The organism is Halomonas sp. 7T (genome assembly GCF_025643255.1).
GTDB lineage: Bacteria > Pseudomonadota > Gammaproteobacteria > Pseudomonadales > Halomonadaceae > Vreelandella.
The window spans coordinates 2448515-2463515 of the sequence record NZ_CP087112.1 but is presented as its reverse complement, the minus strand read 5'-3'; the positions used below and the strand labels follow the sequence as shown (position 1 = coordinate 2463515).

Below are 15001 nucleotides of genomic sequence, written 5' to 3'. Positions count from 1 at the left end.
CCGGGGTGTTAAGGGGTGCTATGCCCCACCAGCGTCCATAATTGCCATACTGCAAAACCAATAATTGTCAGTGCAGCAATGCTACGAGTGGCCGGGTGGCGTATTAGCTGGCTAAGCTGCTGGGCGGCTAAGCCTGTTGCGAGTAGGGCAGGTAGGGTGCCTAATCCAAAGGCGCCCATGAGTAGCGCGCCTTGAAGCGGGTCGGCAATCGCGAGACTCCAGGTAAGCATGGAATAGACCAGACCGCAGGGAAGCCAGCCCCATAATGCGCCAAGGGTAAACGCTTGAGGAAGATGTACAACAGGCATTAAACGGCGCCCCAGCGGCTCTATGTAGCGCCAAAGGTATCGTCCGATGGCTTCGACCTTCAGCAGGCCTTTCCACCAGTTGGCGATATACAGCGCCATTAAGATTAGCATGAGCGCAGCAAATCCCTGCAGTGCAATGCGAGCGGTAGGCGAAAGGGAAATAAACGTCCCTAAAGCGGCCACGATAGCGCCCGCCACCATGTAGCTGAGGATCCGGCCAGCATTATAGCTGAGCAGAAGTCCCCCCATGCGGGCGGGATGGCGCATGCTTGGCGGTACGGCGAAGGTGAGAGCGCTCATAATGCCGCCGCACATGCCAATGCAGTGGGCGCCCCCCATCAAACCAAATACAAACGCCGCCATCACCGGTGGTAAATCTAACCCTGTCGGGTTCATGGCGGCGGCTCTGAGCTATCGGATTTCGTTTGCGCGGAAGTCGCTTTTTTACGCTCGGCACGCTGCTCCTTGGTTAAGTCGTTCTCGTCGTCATCAAATAAAACGCGATGGGCGGGGCCTTCAAGATCGTCAAACTGATCATGTTTCACTGCCCAGAAAAATGCCCAGACCGCGAGGCTCAGCAAGATGAGTGACAAGGGAATCAGCAGATAGAGAATGGTCATGCGCTCACCGGATGAGTAGAGGCTGTCAGCGGGGCAGGAGAGGTACGCCAGCGAGACAAGCGCAGCGCATTACCCACCACGACTAGCGAGCTAAGCGACATGCCGATAGCGGCAAGCCAAGGTGGCACCAACCCCATGGCTGCCAGTGGCAGCGCCGAAAAGTTGTAGCAAACTGACCATAACATGTTTTGTCGCATGATCTTACGGGTGGCTCCGGAAATCTCGATAGCGTCATATATCCGCATCAAGCGTGGGCTGAGGAGCACTGCATCGGCACGCGTGCGGGCTAAGTCAGTGGCTCCGTTCATGGCAATGGCCACGTCCGCACCGGCTAAGATCGGCACGTCGTTGATGCCGTCGCCAATCATGACCACGCACTCGCCCTGTGCCTGTAGTTCGCGTAGTCGCTCAAGTTTCCCTTCAGGCGATTTTCCTGCATGCCATGTCGTGATGTTGAGCTGCTGAGCCAGGCTCTCAACCGCTTCCTGAGTGTCCCCTGAGAGAAGCTCAACCGCTAAACCTCTAGCCTGCAGGGCGGCCACCGTTTGGGCGGCATCTTCACGAATGCCGTCATGCAGCTTAAACCATGCGCGCGGCTCGCTATTCTCGCTCAGCAGTAGCCACTGTCCGGCGCCGGGCAGTGCGATAGCCGTTTTACTGGCGAAGTCGGGCTTGCCTAGGCGCCAAGTGGCCCCGTTGAGCGTGCCTTCTAACCCAGCGCCGGTATAGCTCTGTACATGGCGAGCTTGCAGGGTGGCGTCGCGGAAAGGTCGGAATGCCCGAGCAATCGGGTGCTCTGAGTGTGCTTCTAACGCTGCGGCAATTGCCCTTGTTCGTTCAGTGCTTAATTCGAGCAGTTCAACAGGGGCGCTGGGGCTGGGCAGCGGAAGCGTTTGTACGAGGTGCATTTCTCCTCGGGTTAGCGTGCCTGTTTTGTCGAAAATAACCCGCGTCACGTTTGAGAGCGACTCCATAGCGTCGGCGCGGGTAATCAGTACGCCGCGTTTGCGAAGCTGCCCATGCCCAGCAGTTAATGCGGTTGGGGTGGCCAGGGCTAGCGCGCAGGGGCAGGTGACGACCAGCACCGACAGCATAATCCACAGCACTCTCGAAGGGTCGATGAACCACCAGGCGACGGTAACGCAAGCCGTCACCACCAGCAGGCGCAAAACAAACAGATGCGCCATACGCGCAGCCATCTGGGCAAGCCTTGGGCGGCTGGCAAAAGCGCGGTCGGTTAAGTCCACAATACTCGCCACGCGTGCTTCGCCACCCGCATGGGTAACAGTAACGATTAGCGAATTCTCCATATTCTGGCTACCGCCAGTGACGCTATCGCCAACACGGCGTGTGACCGGCAGATACTCGCCGGTCAGCATGGACTCATCTAGGCTGGATTCACCCTCTTCAATAATGCCATCGGCGGGCACGCCGTGGCCTGGCTTAATCAGTATTCGGTCACCTTTCGCCAGCTCGCTGGCAGGCAGAATACGCTCGCTGCCATCACGTTCAAGGCGGGTAGCTGAAACGGGCAAAACCCCGCTTAAGGCGTTGCCACTGTGGCCGCTACGACGCCTGGCGCGGCCTTCTACATAGCGGCCAAACAGCAGGAAGAACGTAAACATGGCCACTGAGTCGTAATACACCTCACCCACCCCAAAAAGCACCGCATAGCTGCTGGCCAAGTAGGCGCCACCGATGGCAAGCGAGACCGGCACATCCATACCCAGCACGCCGGTTTTAAGGTCGCGCAGCGCATTACGGAAAAAGGGTTGGGCTGAGAAAAGCACTACCGGCGTTGCTAGGGCAAACGATAGCCAGTGGAAAAGTGCATAAAAATCCGCGCTGATTTCACCTGGTCCTGCGACGTAGATCGGGATAGAGAACATCATGACCTGCATCATGCCGACGGCGGCGACAATCAGGCGGCGTACGTTCATGCGCTCTTCGTGCTGCAAACGCGCTTGGGCTTGGTCAGGCTCGTAGGGTTGGGCATCGTAACCAATCGCTGCCAGTTCGGCGAATAGTTGCGATAGTTTGACGACGTTAGGATCCCAGCTTACCCGCAGGCGGTGATGGGTTAAGTTCACCGCACTGGATTGTATGCCCTCAAGGGCATTTAAACGGTGTTCAATTAACCAGGCACAGGCGGCACAGGTAATGCCTTCGACTGCTAATGTCGCCCTCACAAACCCCTCATCACCATCGGTATGCACAAACTGCGCCTGCAGCCCCGGGTCATCAAAAACGGACCAGGTTTCCGCTTTAGCAGCTTGGCGTTCATCAGGGCGTTCAGGTAGCTCGGTGCGGTAGCGGTAATAGCTTTCCAGCCCTCCATCCACAATGGCATGGGCCACTGCTTCGCAGCCTGGGCAGCAAAGCGGGTGGGCGATTTCGTCTAGTTTAATCTGCCACGGTGCCCCAGAGGGCACCGGATTGCCGCAGTGATAGCAGCTAGGAGAGGTGACGGTGGTGCTCATTCGCTTGCAGGACGACCTCCTGGCAGTAGGGCAATGCTATTTTCATCAGGGAAGCGCGCCTCACCGATCAACCGCCAGTCGGCGTTGGTCTGCTCTGGTTGAAGCTGGATATACCAGCGGTAGCGAAGATTATCTGGTCCTTGGGTGATATAGCGGCCATCCCGTACGTGTTCCAAAACAAACTCTTGATCCCGGTCATCCTGGGTTGGGAATATCAGCATCAAATGAAGCTTATCTGGGCGGTCATCGCCTGCTAAGTCCAGCACGATATCGCTGGTCAGCGGGTCGATGCGTAGCTCTGCCGAGAGGTTTAGCTCATTGGCGCGCTCCTGCTTGGCAAACACCATGTTAATGGCTTTCCCATGCTCGTAGTAATCTTCCTGGACCACCATGCCATCTGCGGTTTTGATCGAGACGACCGCAAAGGTGGTACTTAATACAATGGACGTAAACAGTAAGCCAAGTAAAAACCATGGCCAAAATTGCTTGTACCAGGGGGTAACGTTGGGGGAGGACATGGTGTCTTTTTATCTCCTAATGTCGCCCAGAAAACGCGACTCACGCTCAATACGGAGGCTCTCGTCTTGCTGGGCTTGCAAGGTAAATATAATGGGGTGGCTTGGTTCAGTGAGGTCACTTGCATCCACCAGTACTGTCACTATCTGCAGGCGAGCTTCACCTGCTGGAACGCTGACAACGACATCGTCGAGCGTCACACTCGGTAAGCCGGATACGCTCAAGCGATAGGTATGGTCTTGGTTATCTAAGTTGCGAATGTTCAAGCTGTACACATTGCTAATGCGTCCATCTCGAGTCGTTTGATAGAGCTGGGTGCGTTCTCGTTCAACGTCGAATCCTAGCGGCATACGGTCATTCACCGCCCAGGCGAATGCCGCTACCATCACGATGAGTGCCGCGAAATAGCCAAGCAGGCGAGGGCGTAATATGTGACTCTTTTTGCCCTCCAGCGCATTTTCAGTGGTGTAGCGGACAAGACCCCTTGGGTAGCCCATCTTATCCATTACGCTGTCGCAGGCGTCAATGCACGCCGCGCACGTGATGCACTCATATTGCAGTCCATCACGAATATCGATGCCGGTTGGGCACACCTGAACACATAGGTCGCAATCGATACAGTCGCCAAAGCCAGCTTCTCTCGCTTGTGTGTGAGTAAGCGATTTTTTGCGGCTGCCGCGAGGTTCGCCACGCTCTTTGTCATAGGAAACAATGAGTGTATCGCGGTCAAACATCACCGACTGGAAGCGAGCATAGGGGCACATATAAATGCACACCTGTTCACGCAGCCAGCCGGCGTTTAAGTAGGTAAATACTAAAAAGAAGCCTACCCAGAAGTAAGACCAGCCGTGGGCTTCAAGCGTAGGTAGCTCGGTTACCAGCGTGCGAATAGGGGTAAAGTAGCCAACAAAAGTGATGCCTGTGGCGAGCGCGATTACTAGCCAAGCGGCATGCTTAGCGCTCTTACGCCAGACCTTATTGGTGTTGAGTGGCTGTTTGTCTAGCTTGATGCGCTGGTTTCGGGAGCCTTCGATGCGGTGTTCAAGCCAAATAAATAGAAACGTCCAGACGCTTTGCGGGCAGGTGTAGCCACACCAAACACGCCCTGCAAAGACGGTAATGAAAAATAGCCCAAAGGCGCAGATTATGAGTAGCCACGAGAGTAGTACAAACTCTTGCGGGTAGAACGTAGCAGCAAAAATATGGAATTCACGACCGGGTAAATCAAACCAAATAGCCGGGCGGTCTCCCCAGTTGATCCACGGGAGTAAGAAAAATACCAACATGAGCGCCCAGTTAGCGCTGCGTCGAATCTTTTGGAACAGCCCTTTAATTTCGCGCACGTAGATGTGTCGACGCTTGGCGTACATTTCCTGGGTGTGGCTTTCACCAGGAGTGTGATGCCCAACAGTCGGCGGCGTAATATCGTGGCTAGGTATTTTTTCCATGGCAATGATCGCAGCTCACATAGCAGGAATAGACGGCAGCACGGGGAATAGCTGTCAACCAGATAACATCTAATAATGAATAGTGTATCGGGTTGTGGATGAAGAAAGGGTGCGGTATGTAACCGCACCCCTTTAAAGCAGCGTTATGAAACAGTTTAGCGCTGTTTAATCATTAAACCGCAAGCTGTATACATATGCAGCAACTAGGTGAACACGCTCTTCACCAATGTAAGCTGCTTGTGCTGGCATGTGCCCGTTACGGCCATTACGCAGCGTTTGACGAACCGAATCTGCAACGCTTTGCCCCGGCGCTTGATAGAGCCAAATGTCGTTGGTCAGATTGGGCGCGCCGAGAGCAGTGTTGCCCGTTCCGCTGGGTGTATGACACGCAGCACACGCGGCAAGGAAGGTGCTTTCACCGCTGGCCGCACGCTCTTCATCATGTTCAAGATTGGAGAGCGAGAGTACGTACTGTGTGAGATTTTCGATGTTGTTCTCACCCAGCTGCTGCCAGGCGGGCATCAGTCCATTACGGCCGTTATTCAACGACATCATAATGTTTTCTGGTTCGCCACCATACAGCCAGTCGTCATCGGTCAAGTTCGGGAAGCCATAGCCACCCTGCGCATTAGAGCCGTGACATACAGCACAGTTGTTAAGGTAAACGCGCTCAGCTACTTGCATGGCTTCCGCATCTCTGGCCAGCTCAGGAATAGGCACTTCCTGGTATTGTGCAAAGATTGGCGTAAAGCGCTCCTGAGCATCAGCGACCTCTTCTTCCCACTGGCTCTCTTGAGACCAGCCCAAAACACCTGCGAAGTTGCCTAACCCTGGGTAAAGCACCAAATAGCCTAATGCAAATACCACCGTGAGAACGAAGAGCTGGAACCACCACTTGGGCAGCGGGTTGTCATACTCTTCAATGCCGTCGGCGGCATGGCCAGTGGTTTCAACATTACCGTCAGCATCCGGGATTTTATCGGTTCGGCGGTTGGCAAGTAGTATCCAAACGCTTAGAGCGATAGTGCCCAGTGTGATGACAATGATCCAGGCGCTCCAGAAGCTGGATAGGGAGTCACCCCATAAATTATTCATCTGTTTTTATCTCCCCTATCGTGGCGGGAATCTGCTTCGCGATCAGGCGAAACATGCTTATCACGGGCTGGTTGCTCATCACTGTCGTCGGCGAAGGGCAGGTTAGCTGCCTCGTCAAAGTCTGGTTTGCGTCGCTTTGAATAAGACCAAATAAAAATGCCTATAAAAGCGACAATCAAAAACAGCGTAATAAGACCGCGGAAAGTTCCCGTATCCATAGCTTAACGAGTGCCCTCAAGCACAGTTCCTAATTGCTGCAGGTAGGCAACGAGCGCAGTGATTTCCTGCTGGCCTCGAACATCTGCAGTGGCTGTGGCGATATCTTCGTCGGTATAAGGCACGCCTAACTGACGCAGGGTGCGCATTTTAGCCGGAGTGGAATCACCATCGAGGGTGCGCTCAAATAGCCAGGGGTAAGCCGGCATAATAGACTCTGGCACCACATCACGAGGGTTATACATGTGTGCACGGTGCCAGTCGTCGCTGTAGCGACCGCCTACACGCGCCAGGTCTGGACCAGTACGTTTCGAACCCCACAGGAAGTTGTGTTCGTACACTTCCTCGCCAGCAACGTTGTAGTGGCCATAACGCTCGGTCTCAGCACGGAAGGGGCGCACCATTTGCGAGTGGCAGCCAACGCAGCCTTCGCGACGATAAATGTCCCGCCCTTCTAGCTCCAGTGCAGTCAAGGGGCGCAGCCCCTCAACCGGTTCGGTGGTGTCTTTTTGAAAGAACAGTGGAACCACCTCGGCCAAGCCGCCAAAGCTGATCGCAACCAGGATCAAGACGGCGAGCAGGCCAACGTTCTTTTCAACAATCTCGTGTTTCATTGGTCTCAACTTCCCCGGTTTAAGCGGCTTGCGGCGCTGGTTGGCTGATAGCTTCGCGGCCTTTTACCGTCATGTAGACGTTAAACGCCATGATCAGCATGCCCGTGATCCAGAAGAGGCCGCCAATCAAGCGAACAAAGTAGCCGGGGCCACTGGCTTCAACCGATTCAACGAAGGTGTACATCAAGGTGCCGTCAGCGTTAATTGCACGCCACATCAGGCCTTGCAAGATGCCGTTCACCCACATAGCGGCGATGTAAAGCACGGTGCCAATAGTGGCCAGCCAGAAATGCACGGCAATCAGACTGACAGAGTGCATTTCAGTGCGGCCAAATAGGCGAGGAATCAGGTGGTACATAGAGCCAATGGTGATCATGGCTACCCAGCCAAGCGCGCCAGAGTGTACGTGACCAATAGTCCAGTCGGTATAGTGAGAAAGCGCGTTGACGGTCTTAATAGCCATCATCGGGCCTTCAAAAGTCGACATGCCGTAGAACGAGAGCGCCACTACCAAGAAGCGGAGTGTCGGATCCGTGCGCAGCTTATGCCAAGCACCTGACAGCGTCATCATGCCGTTAATCATGCCGCCCCAGGAGGGGGCCAGCAGGATGATAGACATGATCATACCCAGCGACTGTGCCCAGTTCGGCAGCGCGGTGTAGTGTAGGTGGTGAGGACCAGCCCACATGTAGATCATGATCAATGCCCAGAAGTGGACAATAGACAGGCGGTAGGAGTAAATCGGACGCTCAGCCTGCTTTGGCACGAAGTAGTACATCATGCCCAGGAAACCTGCTGTCAGGAAGAAGCCTACTGCGTTGTGTCCGTACCACCACTGCACCATGGCATCCACCGCACCCGCGTAGATCGAGGTGGAATACATGGGGGTCACAGGGATGGCAGCGTTGTTCACGATGTGCAGTACGGCCACCGTGATAATAAACGCAGCAAAGAACCAGTTGGCCACGTAGATATGCGACGTGGTTCGCTTCTTAATCGTCATCAAGAAGACAATCGCGTAGCTAATCCAAACGATGGCAATCAAGATATTGATTGGCCATTCAAGCTCTGCATACTCTTTGGTCGTGGTATAGCCTAGCGGCAACGTCACCACGGCAGAGAGGATGACTGCCTGCCAACCCCAAAAGGTAAATGCTGCGAGCTTGTCAGAGAAAAGGCGTGTCTGACAGGTACGCTGAACGACGTAGTACGATGTCGCAAACAGCGCCGAGCCACCAAAGGCGAAAATTACGGCGTTAGTGTGTAACGGACGCAGGCGTCCGAAGCTCGTCCAAGGTAATCCGAGGTTCAGTTCCGGCCAAACCAACTGTGCGGCAAGGATGACACCAATGGTCATACCTACAATGCCCCACACAACGGTCATAATCGCGAACTGCCGAACCACCTTGTAGTTGTAGGTCGGGTGTTCCAGTGCTGTGCTCATTTCATGTTCCCATCGAACGCGGTTAGGGGGTAACCCGTGGCATTTTGCACGGATGCGGCCACCCGCTTGATGATGCAGGTCAAGATCCAGTCGCGATTCTAGCGCAGCGGGGCCTCAAGCTGAACAAGCCAATTGGAATAACACGGAATGACTAGGAGTATATGGTGTCTCGTTATAGTGAGTTGGGTTTCGTTAACATTGCGCCAGATGAACTGCCTCATGCTATGGAGAGCGCCACGAATCGGCGGTTTATAGTCGATGGCTACGGGCCTTTAGCGATATCCGGAGAGCCACGATTCGGTCGAATACTGTTTGCGCACGGTGCCGGAGCAGGGCACTTGTCAGATTTTATGCGTCAATTTGTCGCGACGTTAGCAGGCGGTGGTTTGCAAGTATTGGCGATTGATTTTCCTTATATGCAGCACGCCTATGAATTGGGAAAACGGCGCCCTCCACCGCCTGTCGGTCACACGTTGGCACACTTTGGTCGATGGTATCAGTTGCTTTGCTCACTTGGATCTTCCCCCCTGTGGGTAGGAGGGAAGTCAATGGGAGGGCGTGTCGCCTCTATGTTTGCAAGTGATGCATTAAAATGTGAGGTCGTTGGACATGAAAAAGGGTGTCCCGGCCTGGTCATTGCAGGCTACCCTTTTCACCCTCCCAGACAGCCCCATAAGCTTCGCTTGGCGCACTTTGCGTCTGTGGGTTGTCCAGCGTTAATTCTCCAAGGCGAACGCGACCCATTTGGGAATATTGAGGAGGTTTCTGGTTATGCACTCCCACCCACTACACAGTTTAAGTGGCTCCGAGATGGCGATCATGATTTTAAGCCGCGTCGGGCCTCCGGGCTAAAACATACGGTTTTGATTGACGAGGCGGCTATTTATGCGGCATCCTTCGTCCGCGCTCACCACACGGTAGCGGCAGGGTGAGCAACGTATTGGTTTGAATCAAAAGATTTAAACACGATGTATTGACATCCAGTCAGGCTTCTGTAGAATGCAGCGCCACGTGACCAGCGGGTGGTTAGCTCAGTTGGGAGAGCACCAGCCTTACAAGCTGGGGGTCACTGGTTCGAACCCAGTACCACCCACCATTTAAATGGTGCCTGGAAGCGTAAAACAGTACTAATTGATGCAGTAGTGGACCGGTAGTTCAGTTGGTTAGAATGCCGGCCTGTCACGCCGGAGGTCGCGAGTTCGAGTCTCGTCCGGTCCGCCATCATCAGTTTATATTGTAATTAGTTGTCGTTATGTGGACCGGTAGTTCAGTTGGTTAGAATGCCGGCCTGTCACGCCGGAGGTCGCGAGTTCGAGTCTCGTCCGGTCCGCCACGATAACTTAAGAAATCAAAGTGTTAAGCATATCCTGTTTAAACGCTTTGGGCGGTTAGCTCAGTTGGGAGAGCACCAGCCTTACAAGCTGGGGGTCACTGGTTCGAACCCAGTACCGCCCACCATTTAAAAGCACTTGTGTGATTAGATGGTTTTAGTGCCTTGATGTGGACCGGTAGTTCAGTTGGTTAGAATGCCGGCCTGTCACGCCGGAGGTCGCGAGTTCGAGTCTCGTCCGGTCCGCCATTCAAGTTGCACATGTGAAAGTTATCAGCACTAGCTGAACGAATTCTAAAAAGCCCGGATCATTGATCCGGGCTTTTTTTATGGCTTGTACTTTGTAGATGGCGTGCAGCCAAAGGCTGCACGCTTGTATTAAGCGATAGCGCTCACACCTGCCTTGGCAATTTGAACATCTTGATCGGGCTTAACGCCGGAAATGCCGACAGCGCCCACCACATGACCATCTACCGTGATTGGAACGCCGCCTGATAGCAGGCCCTGGAGCGGAGCAGAAATAAACGCGGTGCGGCCTCCATTAATCATCTCTTCGAACACTTGGGTTTCTTTGCGGCCAAGCGCTGCGCTGCGTGCTTTTTGTGTGGCAACATCCGCACTGAAAGGCGCTGCGCCATCTAGACGGCGCAGTGCCAGCAGGTGGCCACCGTCGTCGGTGACGGCAATGGTGACAGGCCAGCCGTTGTTGTCAGCTTCTTTTTGAGCGGCATCTAAGACAGTAATGACGTCAGCTTGGCCGAGAATAGCTTTGGTTTGCATGAAAACTCCTTTTTAGTAAGGGGAGGCCGTGCAGCCAGTCAGGCGTGGCAAGCACGGCAAGGTACGTTAGCGGTTATACCAGCGCAGCATCAACCACTTCTACCCAATGACGAACCGGCGTTCGGTTGGCGCTCGCTAAATGTGTTTGGCAACCAATATTAGCAGTTACGATGACCTCTGGGTTGCCTGCTTCTAATGCATTTAGCTTATTATCCCGCAATTGAGTGGCCAGCACCGGTTGGGTAACCGAGTAAGTGCCTGCCGAGCCGCAGCAAAGGTGGCTATCTTGAACGGGCGTAAGTGCAAAGCCCAGCTTGCTGAGTACCCCTTCAACCGCACCGTTGAGCTTTTGTGCATGCTGCAGCGTGCAGGGGCAGTGAAACGCTAGCCGCTGTTGCTCTTTCAGCTGTAGTTTCTCCAAAGGTTCGTCGCGCAGTACTTCGACCAAGTCTTTCGCTAGCGCGCTGACCTTTTGGGCTTTATCGGCATACGCTGGGTCATCTTTGAGCATGTCGCCATACTCTTTAACGAAAGCGCCGCAGCCGCTCGCGGTTTGCACGATGGCTTCTGCACCCTGTTCAATCTGTGGCCACCAGGCATCAATATTGGCACGCATGCGGGCGCGGCCGTCATCTTGAGCGTTTAAGTGGAAATCAATGGCGCCGCAGCAACCCGCTTCATTGACGGGCGTGACGCTGATGCCTAAACGGTCGAGTAAGCGCGCTGTGGCTGCGTTGGTGTTGGGTGAAAGCCCGGGTTGAACGCACCCTTCTAATATTAATACTTTTCGCTCGTGACGTTGGCTGTTCGGCCGCTGGCCGGCATCCACGGGGGCGGGTGGCATTTTGCTGCGCAGTTTGCCAGGGACCAGTGGTTTAAAGGTCTGCCCTAATTTGAGCAGCGCCTGGAAGCGCTTGGGTTCCACCAGCATTTTGCGCAGGGCATATCGCTGGGCGCGCTCTGGGGCCGAGCGTGGCACGCGGCGCTCAATTTCAGCGCGGCCAATATCGAGCAGTTTGTGGTACTCCACCCCAGAAGGGCAGGTGGTTTCACAGTTGCGGCACGTGAGGCAGCGGTCTAAGTGTAGGCGCGTCTCTTCAGTGACTTGATCATCGTCATCGCGACTTTCAAGCAGCTCTTTCATTAAATAGATGCGCCCTCGGGGGCCATCGCGCTCATCGCCCAGCAGTTGGTAGGTGGGGCAGGTGGCATTGCAAAAGCCGCAGTGTACACAGGTGCGTAAAATGCGCTCAGCTTCTTGAATGTGCGGCTTTTGAAGGTCAGCGTCGGTAAAATTCGTCTGCATGTCAGCTCTCCTGATTAAAACGCCGCATAAAGACGACCGGGGTTGAAAATGCCGTGGGCATCTAGCTCCGCCTTCAGGTTGCGATGATATTTTTCAACCACTGGGTTGAGCGGCGTAAACGGTGACGCTGCGCCGCCCTCTGCGTGAGGGGTATAGCAGGTGGCATGGCCGCCTGCCGCTTGGCAAGCCGCGCGCAGGGTATCGGCGTCGAGGTGAGTTTTTACCCAGCGCTGGCTACCGCCCCAGTCGTAGAAGATATCGTCTTCAGCAATATCCAGCGCCAAGCGCGGCGTGTGGGGCGGTAGCGATAGCCGCCACAACGACTTGCCTTCGCTAAGCGTGAAAAATTCGTGCTGCTGATCGCGCAGCTGCTGCCAAAACTCAGCGGAAAGCGCTTCCCCGCCCAATCGTTCTTGGGTGGCGTTAACAGAGCTTGCGCCTCCTTCCAGGCGAATGAAAAGTTCGCCTGCGCGCCATGCGGCGGCGGTTATGGGTAGCGGTTGGCGACCAAGCTCTGAGAGCCTTTTCAGTGCGTCATCTAACCCCATCGTCAGGCGAAGGCTGTGGCTTGCAGTGGGAATGGGCAATACCTTAAAGGAGATATCAGCGAGTACCCCAAGCGTGCCTTGAGCGCCGACCATTAAGCGCGAAAGGTCGTAGCCCGCTACGTTTTTCATCACCTCGCCACCAAATCGCAGCAGCTTGCCTTCTTGGGTAATGACCCGAGTGCCCAGTACAAAATCGCGAGCTGCGCCTGCCCAGGGGCGGCGTGGGCCAGAGAGCCCGGTGGCTACGGCGCCGCCGATGGTGCTGGCCTCGCCGTAGATGGGGGGCTCAAAGGCCAGCATTTGATTGTGTTCAGCCAGCGCGGCGTTAAGCGCGCTTAAGCGTGTGCCCGCGCGAGCAGTCACGACTAGCTCGACGGGATCGTACGACACTATCCCGCTGTGCTCGGCGATGTTTAGCGTTTGCCCCTCCACCGGACGGCCATAAAAGGCGCGGGTGTTGCCCGCCACTATGCGCAGCGGCGTTTGCTCTGCATAGGCGCTGCGGACTTGTTCACACAGCTGGGCAGAAATGTCCTGGTCGGCAGCGTTAATCGCTAGTTCGGTCATGGTGATTCCTAATGATTATTTTCCTAGTGATGGTGATAACTAGGCGCCGCCTTAGAAGCGCGGTAGCTCCGGGTGCGGTAACTCATTGTTATGGACATGCATCGCGCCAAACTCAGCGCAGCGTGCCAGAGTCGGGATATTCTTCCCTGGATTTAGTAAGCGCTGGGGGTCAAATGCGGCTTTTAAGGCGTGAAAAACGCTGATTTCATCGGCCTGGAACTGGCTGCACATTTGGTTGATTTTTTCCCGACCGACGCCGTGTTCACCGGTGATTGAGCCGCCTGCCGCCACGCAAAGCTCAAGAATTTTGCCACCGACATCTTCTGCTAACGCCAGTTGACCCTCTTTGTTGGCATCAAACAGAATCAGTGGGTGCATATTACCGTCACCGGCGTGGAATACGTTGGCGACTAATAGGCCACTCTCCTCAGACAGGGCGGCAATGCCTTTAAGTACCCGCGGCAGCTCCCGGCGAGGAATGGTGCCGTCCATGCAGTAGTAATCGGGTGACATACGTCCAACCGCAGGGAAGGCGTTCTTGCGGCCTGCCCAAAATTTGGCGCGCTCGGCTTCATCGCGTGCCTGCTGAATATCCGTGGCGCCCGCTTTTTCTAATACACGGCGTACGGTGTCGCAATCATCGTCTACATCGGCCTCAACGCCGTCCAGCTCGCAGAGTAGAATCGCCTCTGCTTCAACGGGATAACCCGCTTTGATGAAATCTTCGGCGGCTTTGATAGCCAGTTTGTCCATCATTTCCAGGCCGCCGGGAATGATGCCTGCAGCGATGATATCGCCCACGGCTTGGCCAGCTTTTTCGATATCATCAAAGCTTGCCATCAATACTTTAGCGGTTTCAGGCTTGGGTAGTAGCTTGACGGTGATTTCGGTGACCACCCCTAGCATGCCTTCAGAGCCATTCATCAGCGCGAGCAGATCAAAGCCTGGGGTGTCCAGCGCTTCAGAGCCCAGCGTCATGTGTTCGCCTTCAATGGTCAAAATATCGACCCGCATGACGTTATGCACAGTAAGGCCATATTTGAGGCAGTGTACGCCGCCGGCATTTTCAGCGACGTTACCACCGATGGAGCAGGCTATTTGCGAAGAGGGGTCGGGGGCGTAATAGAGCCCATAAGGCGCCGCTGCTTCAGAGATAGCCAGGTTGCGCACGCCAGGCTGTACTTGGGCGATGCGCGCGTCGGGGTCAACCTTAATAATTTGATTAAACCGCGACATCACCAGCAGCACGCCATGTTCAAGCGGAAGGGCGCCGCCTGAAAGCCCGGTGCCTGCCCCGCGTGTGACAACCGGTACACTTAGCGCGTGGCAGCGTTTCAGAAGGCCTTCCACCTGTTCAAGGGTTTCGGGCATCGCGACCAGCATGGGTAGGACGCGGTAGGCCGCCAGTCCATCGCACTCGAAGGGGCGTAGATCTTCTTCACGGTGAAGTAGCGTTAAAGAAGGAACGGCGCTTTGCAGGTCGCTAAGCACCTCAGCTTTATCACGGTGGACGAATTCGCCATCAAGACGCTCGTCAAAAAGGATATTCATGGCGACATCCTAGCTTTTTATCATGAGAAGTAATGGATGAGTGGTAATGGCCATAGGGTAACGGCAGCACTGTTTTACCTGGTGACCAATTTGAGCTTTTTTTGTGCGCCTGTCTAGGTTGTGGTGCAATGGTCTGACCAGTAATTAGTCGATAGTCACACCCATCCTAGTGGCTTTT

General features: G+C 54.9%; 14 protein-coding genes and 5 tRNA genes. 6 read left to right on the top strand and 13 right to left on the bottom strand.

All coding sequences use genetic code 11. The features are described 5' to 3' along the window. Positions 1–8: 8 nt before the first annotated feature. The 9 genes from LOS15_RS11520 to ccoN form a co-directional block, all read right to left on the bottom strand. Positions 9–704 (bottom strand): sulfite exporter TauE/SafE family protein, encoded by a 696-nt coding sequence (locus LOS15_RS11520; RefSeq protein WP_263066087.1) that lies wholly within the window; start codon positions 702–704, stop codon positions 9–11. Then, positions 701–928, bottom strand: a complete 228-nt coding sequence (gene ccoS / locus LOS15_RS11515; RefSeq protein WP_263066086.1) for a cbb3-type cytochrome oxidase assembly protein CcoS — start codon at positions 926–928, stop codon at positions 701–703. Before ccoS ends, LOS15_RS11520 begins: the two co-directional genes overlap by 4 nt. Then, a complete protein-coding gene (locus tag LOS15_RS11510) occupies positions 925–3408 on the bottom strand; it encodes a heavy metal translocating P-type ATPase (protein WP_263066085.1) in 2484 nt (827 codons plus the stop codon). The genes ccoS and LOS15_RS11510 overlap by 4 nt, the downstream gene beginning before the upstream one ends. Then, a complete protein-coding gene (locus tag LOS15_RS11505) occupies positions 3405–3926 on the bottom strand; it encodes a FixH family protein (RefSeq protein WP_263066084.1) in 522 nt (173 codons plus the stop codon). Before LOS15_RS11505 ends, LOS15_RS11510 begins: the two co-directional genes overlap by 4 nt. A 9-nt stretch (positions 3927–3935) precedes the next feature. Continuing rightward, a complete protein-coding gene (ccoG, locus tag LOS15_RS11500) occupies positions 3936–5372 on the bottom strand; it encodes a cytochrome c oxidase accessory protein CcoG (RefSeq protein ID WP_263066082.1) in 1437 nt (478 codons plus the stop codon). Between the two features lie 165 nt (positions 5373–5537). Beyond that, on the bottom strand, positions 5538–6467 hold the full coding sequence (gene ccoP / locus LOS15_RS11495) for a cytochrome-c oxidase, cbb3-type subunit III (RefSeq protein ID WP_263066081.1): 930 nt from the start codon (positions 6465–6467) through the stop codon (positions 5538–5540). Further along, positions 6464–6685 carry a cbb3-type cytochrome oxidase subunit 3 gene (locus tag LOS15_RS11490; RefSeq protein WP_263066080.1) on the bottom strand — a complete coding sequence of 74 codons (222 nt, stop codon included), beginning with the start codon at positions 6683–6685 and terminating at the stop codon, positions 6464–6466. The genes ccoP and LOS15_RS11490 overlap by 4 nt, the downstream gene beginning before the upstream one ends. Positions 6686–6688: 3 nt before the next feature. After that, entirely contained in the window at positions 6689–7297 is a 609-nt protein-coding gene (ccoO, locus tag LOS15_RS11485) for a cytochrome-c oxidase, cbb3-type subunit II (RefSeq protein ID WP_263066078.1), read from the bottom strand. A gap of 19 nt (positions 7298–7316) precedes the next feature. Next, entirely contained in the window at positions 7317–8741 is a 1425-nt protein-coding gene (ccoN, locus tag LOS15_RS11480; protein ID WP_263066077.1) for a cytochrome-c oxidase, cbb3-type subunit I, read from the bottom strand. 161 nt (positions 8742–8902) lie between these two features. Between ccoN and LOS15_RS16975 the strand changes: the two genes are divergently transcribed. From LOS15_RS16975 to LOS15_RS11455, 6 genes are all read left to right on the top strand, one after another. Continuing rightward, complete coding sequence (locus LOS15_RS16975) at positions 8903–9673, top strand: alpha/beta family hydrolase (protein ID WP_317629608.1); 771 nt, start codon at positions 8903–8905, stop codon at positions 9671–9673. Positions 9674–9761: 88 nt separating this feature from the next. Continuing rightward, positions 9762–9837: transfer RNA gene (locus LOS15_RS11475), tRNA-Val, on the top strand. 48 nt (positions 9838–9885) lie between these two features. Next, positions 9886–9962: transfer RNA gene (locus LOS15_RS11470), tRNA-Asp, on the top strand. A 35-nt stretch (positions 9963–9997) separates the two neighbouring features. Further along, positions 9998–10074, top strand: a tRNA-Asp gene (locus tag LOS15_RS11465). A gap of 49 nt (positions 10075–10123) precedes the next feature. After that, positions 10124–10199 (top strand) — tRNA-Val (locus LOS15_RS11460). Between the two features lie 44 nt (positions 10200–10243). After that, positions 10244–10320: transfer RNA gene (locus LOS15_RS11455), tRNA-Asp, on the top strand. 129 nt (positions 10321–10449) lie between these two features. Here LOS15_RS11455 and LOS15_RS11450 read toward each other — a convergent pair. From LOS15_RS11450 to glcD, 4 genes are all read right to left on the bottom strand, one after another. After that, positions 10450–10851, bottom strand: a complete 402-nt coding sequence (locus tag LOS15_RS11450; protein WP_263066075.1) for a GlcG/HbpS family heme-binding protein — start codon at positions 10849–10851, stop codon at positions 10450–10452. 73 nt (positions 10852–10924) lie between these two features. After that, positions 10925–12157, bottom strand: coding sequence for a glycolate oxidase subunit GlcF (glcF, locus tag LOS15_RS11445; protein ID WP_263066073.1), 1233 nt, complete (start codon positions 12155–12157; stop codon positions 10925–10927). A 14-nt stretch (positions 12158–12171) separates the two neighbouring features. Continuing rightward, positions 12172–13272 carry a glycolate oxidase subunit GlcE gene (gene glcE, locus LOS15_RS11440; protein ID WP_263066071.1) on the bottom strand — a complete coding sequence of 367 codons (1101 nt, stop codon included), beginning with the start codon at positions 13270–13272 and terminating at the stop codon, positions 12172–12174. A gap of 51 nt (positions 13273–13323) precedes the next feature. Beyond that, positions 13324–14823 carry a glycolate oxidase subunit GlcD gene (gene glcD, locus LOS15_RS11435; RefSeq protein ID WP_263066069.1) on the bottom strand — a complete coding sequence of 500 codons (1500 nt, stop codon included), beginning with the start codon at positions 14821–14823 and terminating at the stop codon, positions 13324–13326. Positions 14824–15001 lie beyond the last annotated feature (178 nt).

What these genes read in the sequence shown, in the direction of transcription:
- LOS15_RS11490 (WP_263066080.1), bottom strand. Translation starts at nt 6,685, where the DNA reads ATGGATACGGGAACTTTCCGCGGTCTTATTACGCTGTTTTTGATTGTC.
- glcD (WP_263066069.1), bottom strand. Translation starts at nt 14,823, where the DNA reads ATGAATATCCTTTTTGACGAGCGTCTTGATGGCGAATTCGTCCACCGT.
- ccoG (WP_263066082.1), bottom strand. Translation starts at nt 5,372, where the DNA reads ATGGAAAAAATACCTAGCCACGATATTACGCCGCCGACTGTTGGGCAT.
- ccoN (WP_263066077.1), bottom strand. Translation starts at nt 8,741, where the DNA reads ATGAGCACAGCACTGGAACACCCGACCTACAACTACAAGGTGGTTCGG.
- LOS15_RS11505 (WP_263066084.1), bottom strand. Translation starts at nt 3,926, where the DNA reads ATGTCCTCCCCCAACGTTACCCCCTGGTACAAGCAATTTTGGCCATGG.
- LOS15_RS11450 (WP_263066075.1), bottom strand. Translation starts at nt 10,851, where the DNA reads ATGCAAACCAAAGCTATTCTCGGCCAAGCTGACGTCATTACTGTCTTA.
- ccoP (WP_263066081.1), bottom strand. Translation starts at nt 6,467, where the DNA reads ATGAATAATTTATGGGGTGACTCCCTATCCAGCTTCTGGAGCGCCTGG.
- ccoO (WP_263066078.1), bottom strand. Translation starts at nt 7,297, where the DNA reads ATGAAACACGAGATTGTTGAAAAGAACGTTGGCCTGCTCGCCGTCTTG.
- ccoS (WP_263066086.1), bottom strand. Translation starts at nt 928, where the DNA reads ATGACCATTCTCTATCTGCTGATTCCCTTGTCACTCATCTTGCTGAGC.
- LOS15_RS11510 (WP_263066085.1), bottom strand. Translation starts at nt 3,408, where the DNA reads ATGAGCACCACCGTCACCTCTCCTAGCTGCTATCACTGCGGCAATCCG.
- glcF (WP_263066073.1), bottom strand. Translation starts at nt 12,157, where the DNA reads ATGCAGACGAATTTTACCGACGCTGACCTTCAAAAGCCGCACATTCAA.
- LOS15_RS11520 (WP_263066087.1), bottom strand. Translation starts at nt 704, where the DNA reads ATGAACCCGACAGGGTTAGATTTACCACCGGTGATGGCGGCGTTTGTA.
- LOS15_RS16975 (WP_317629608.1), top strand. Translation starts at nt 8,903, where the DNA reads ATGGTGTCTCGTTATAGTGAGTTGGGTTTCGTTAACATTGCGCCAGAT.
- glcE (WP_263066071.1), bottom strand. Translation starts at nt 13,272, where the DNA reads ATGACCGAACTAGCGATTAACGCTGCCGACCAGGACATTTCTGCCCAG.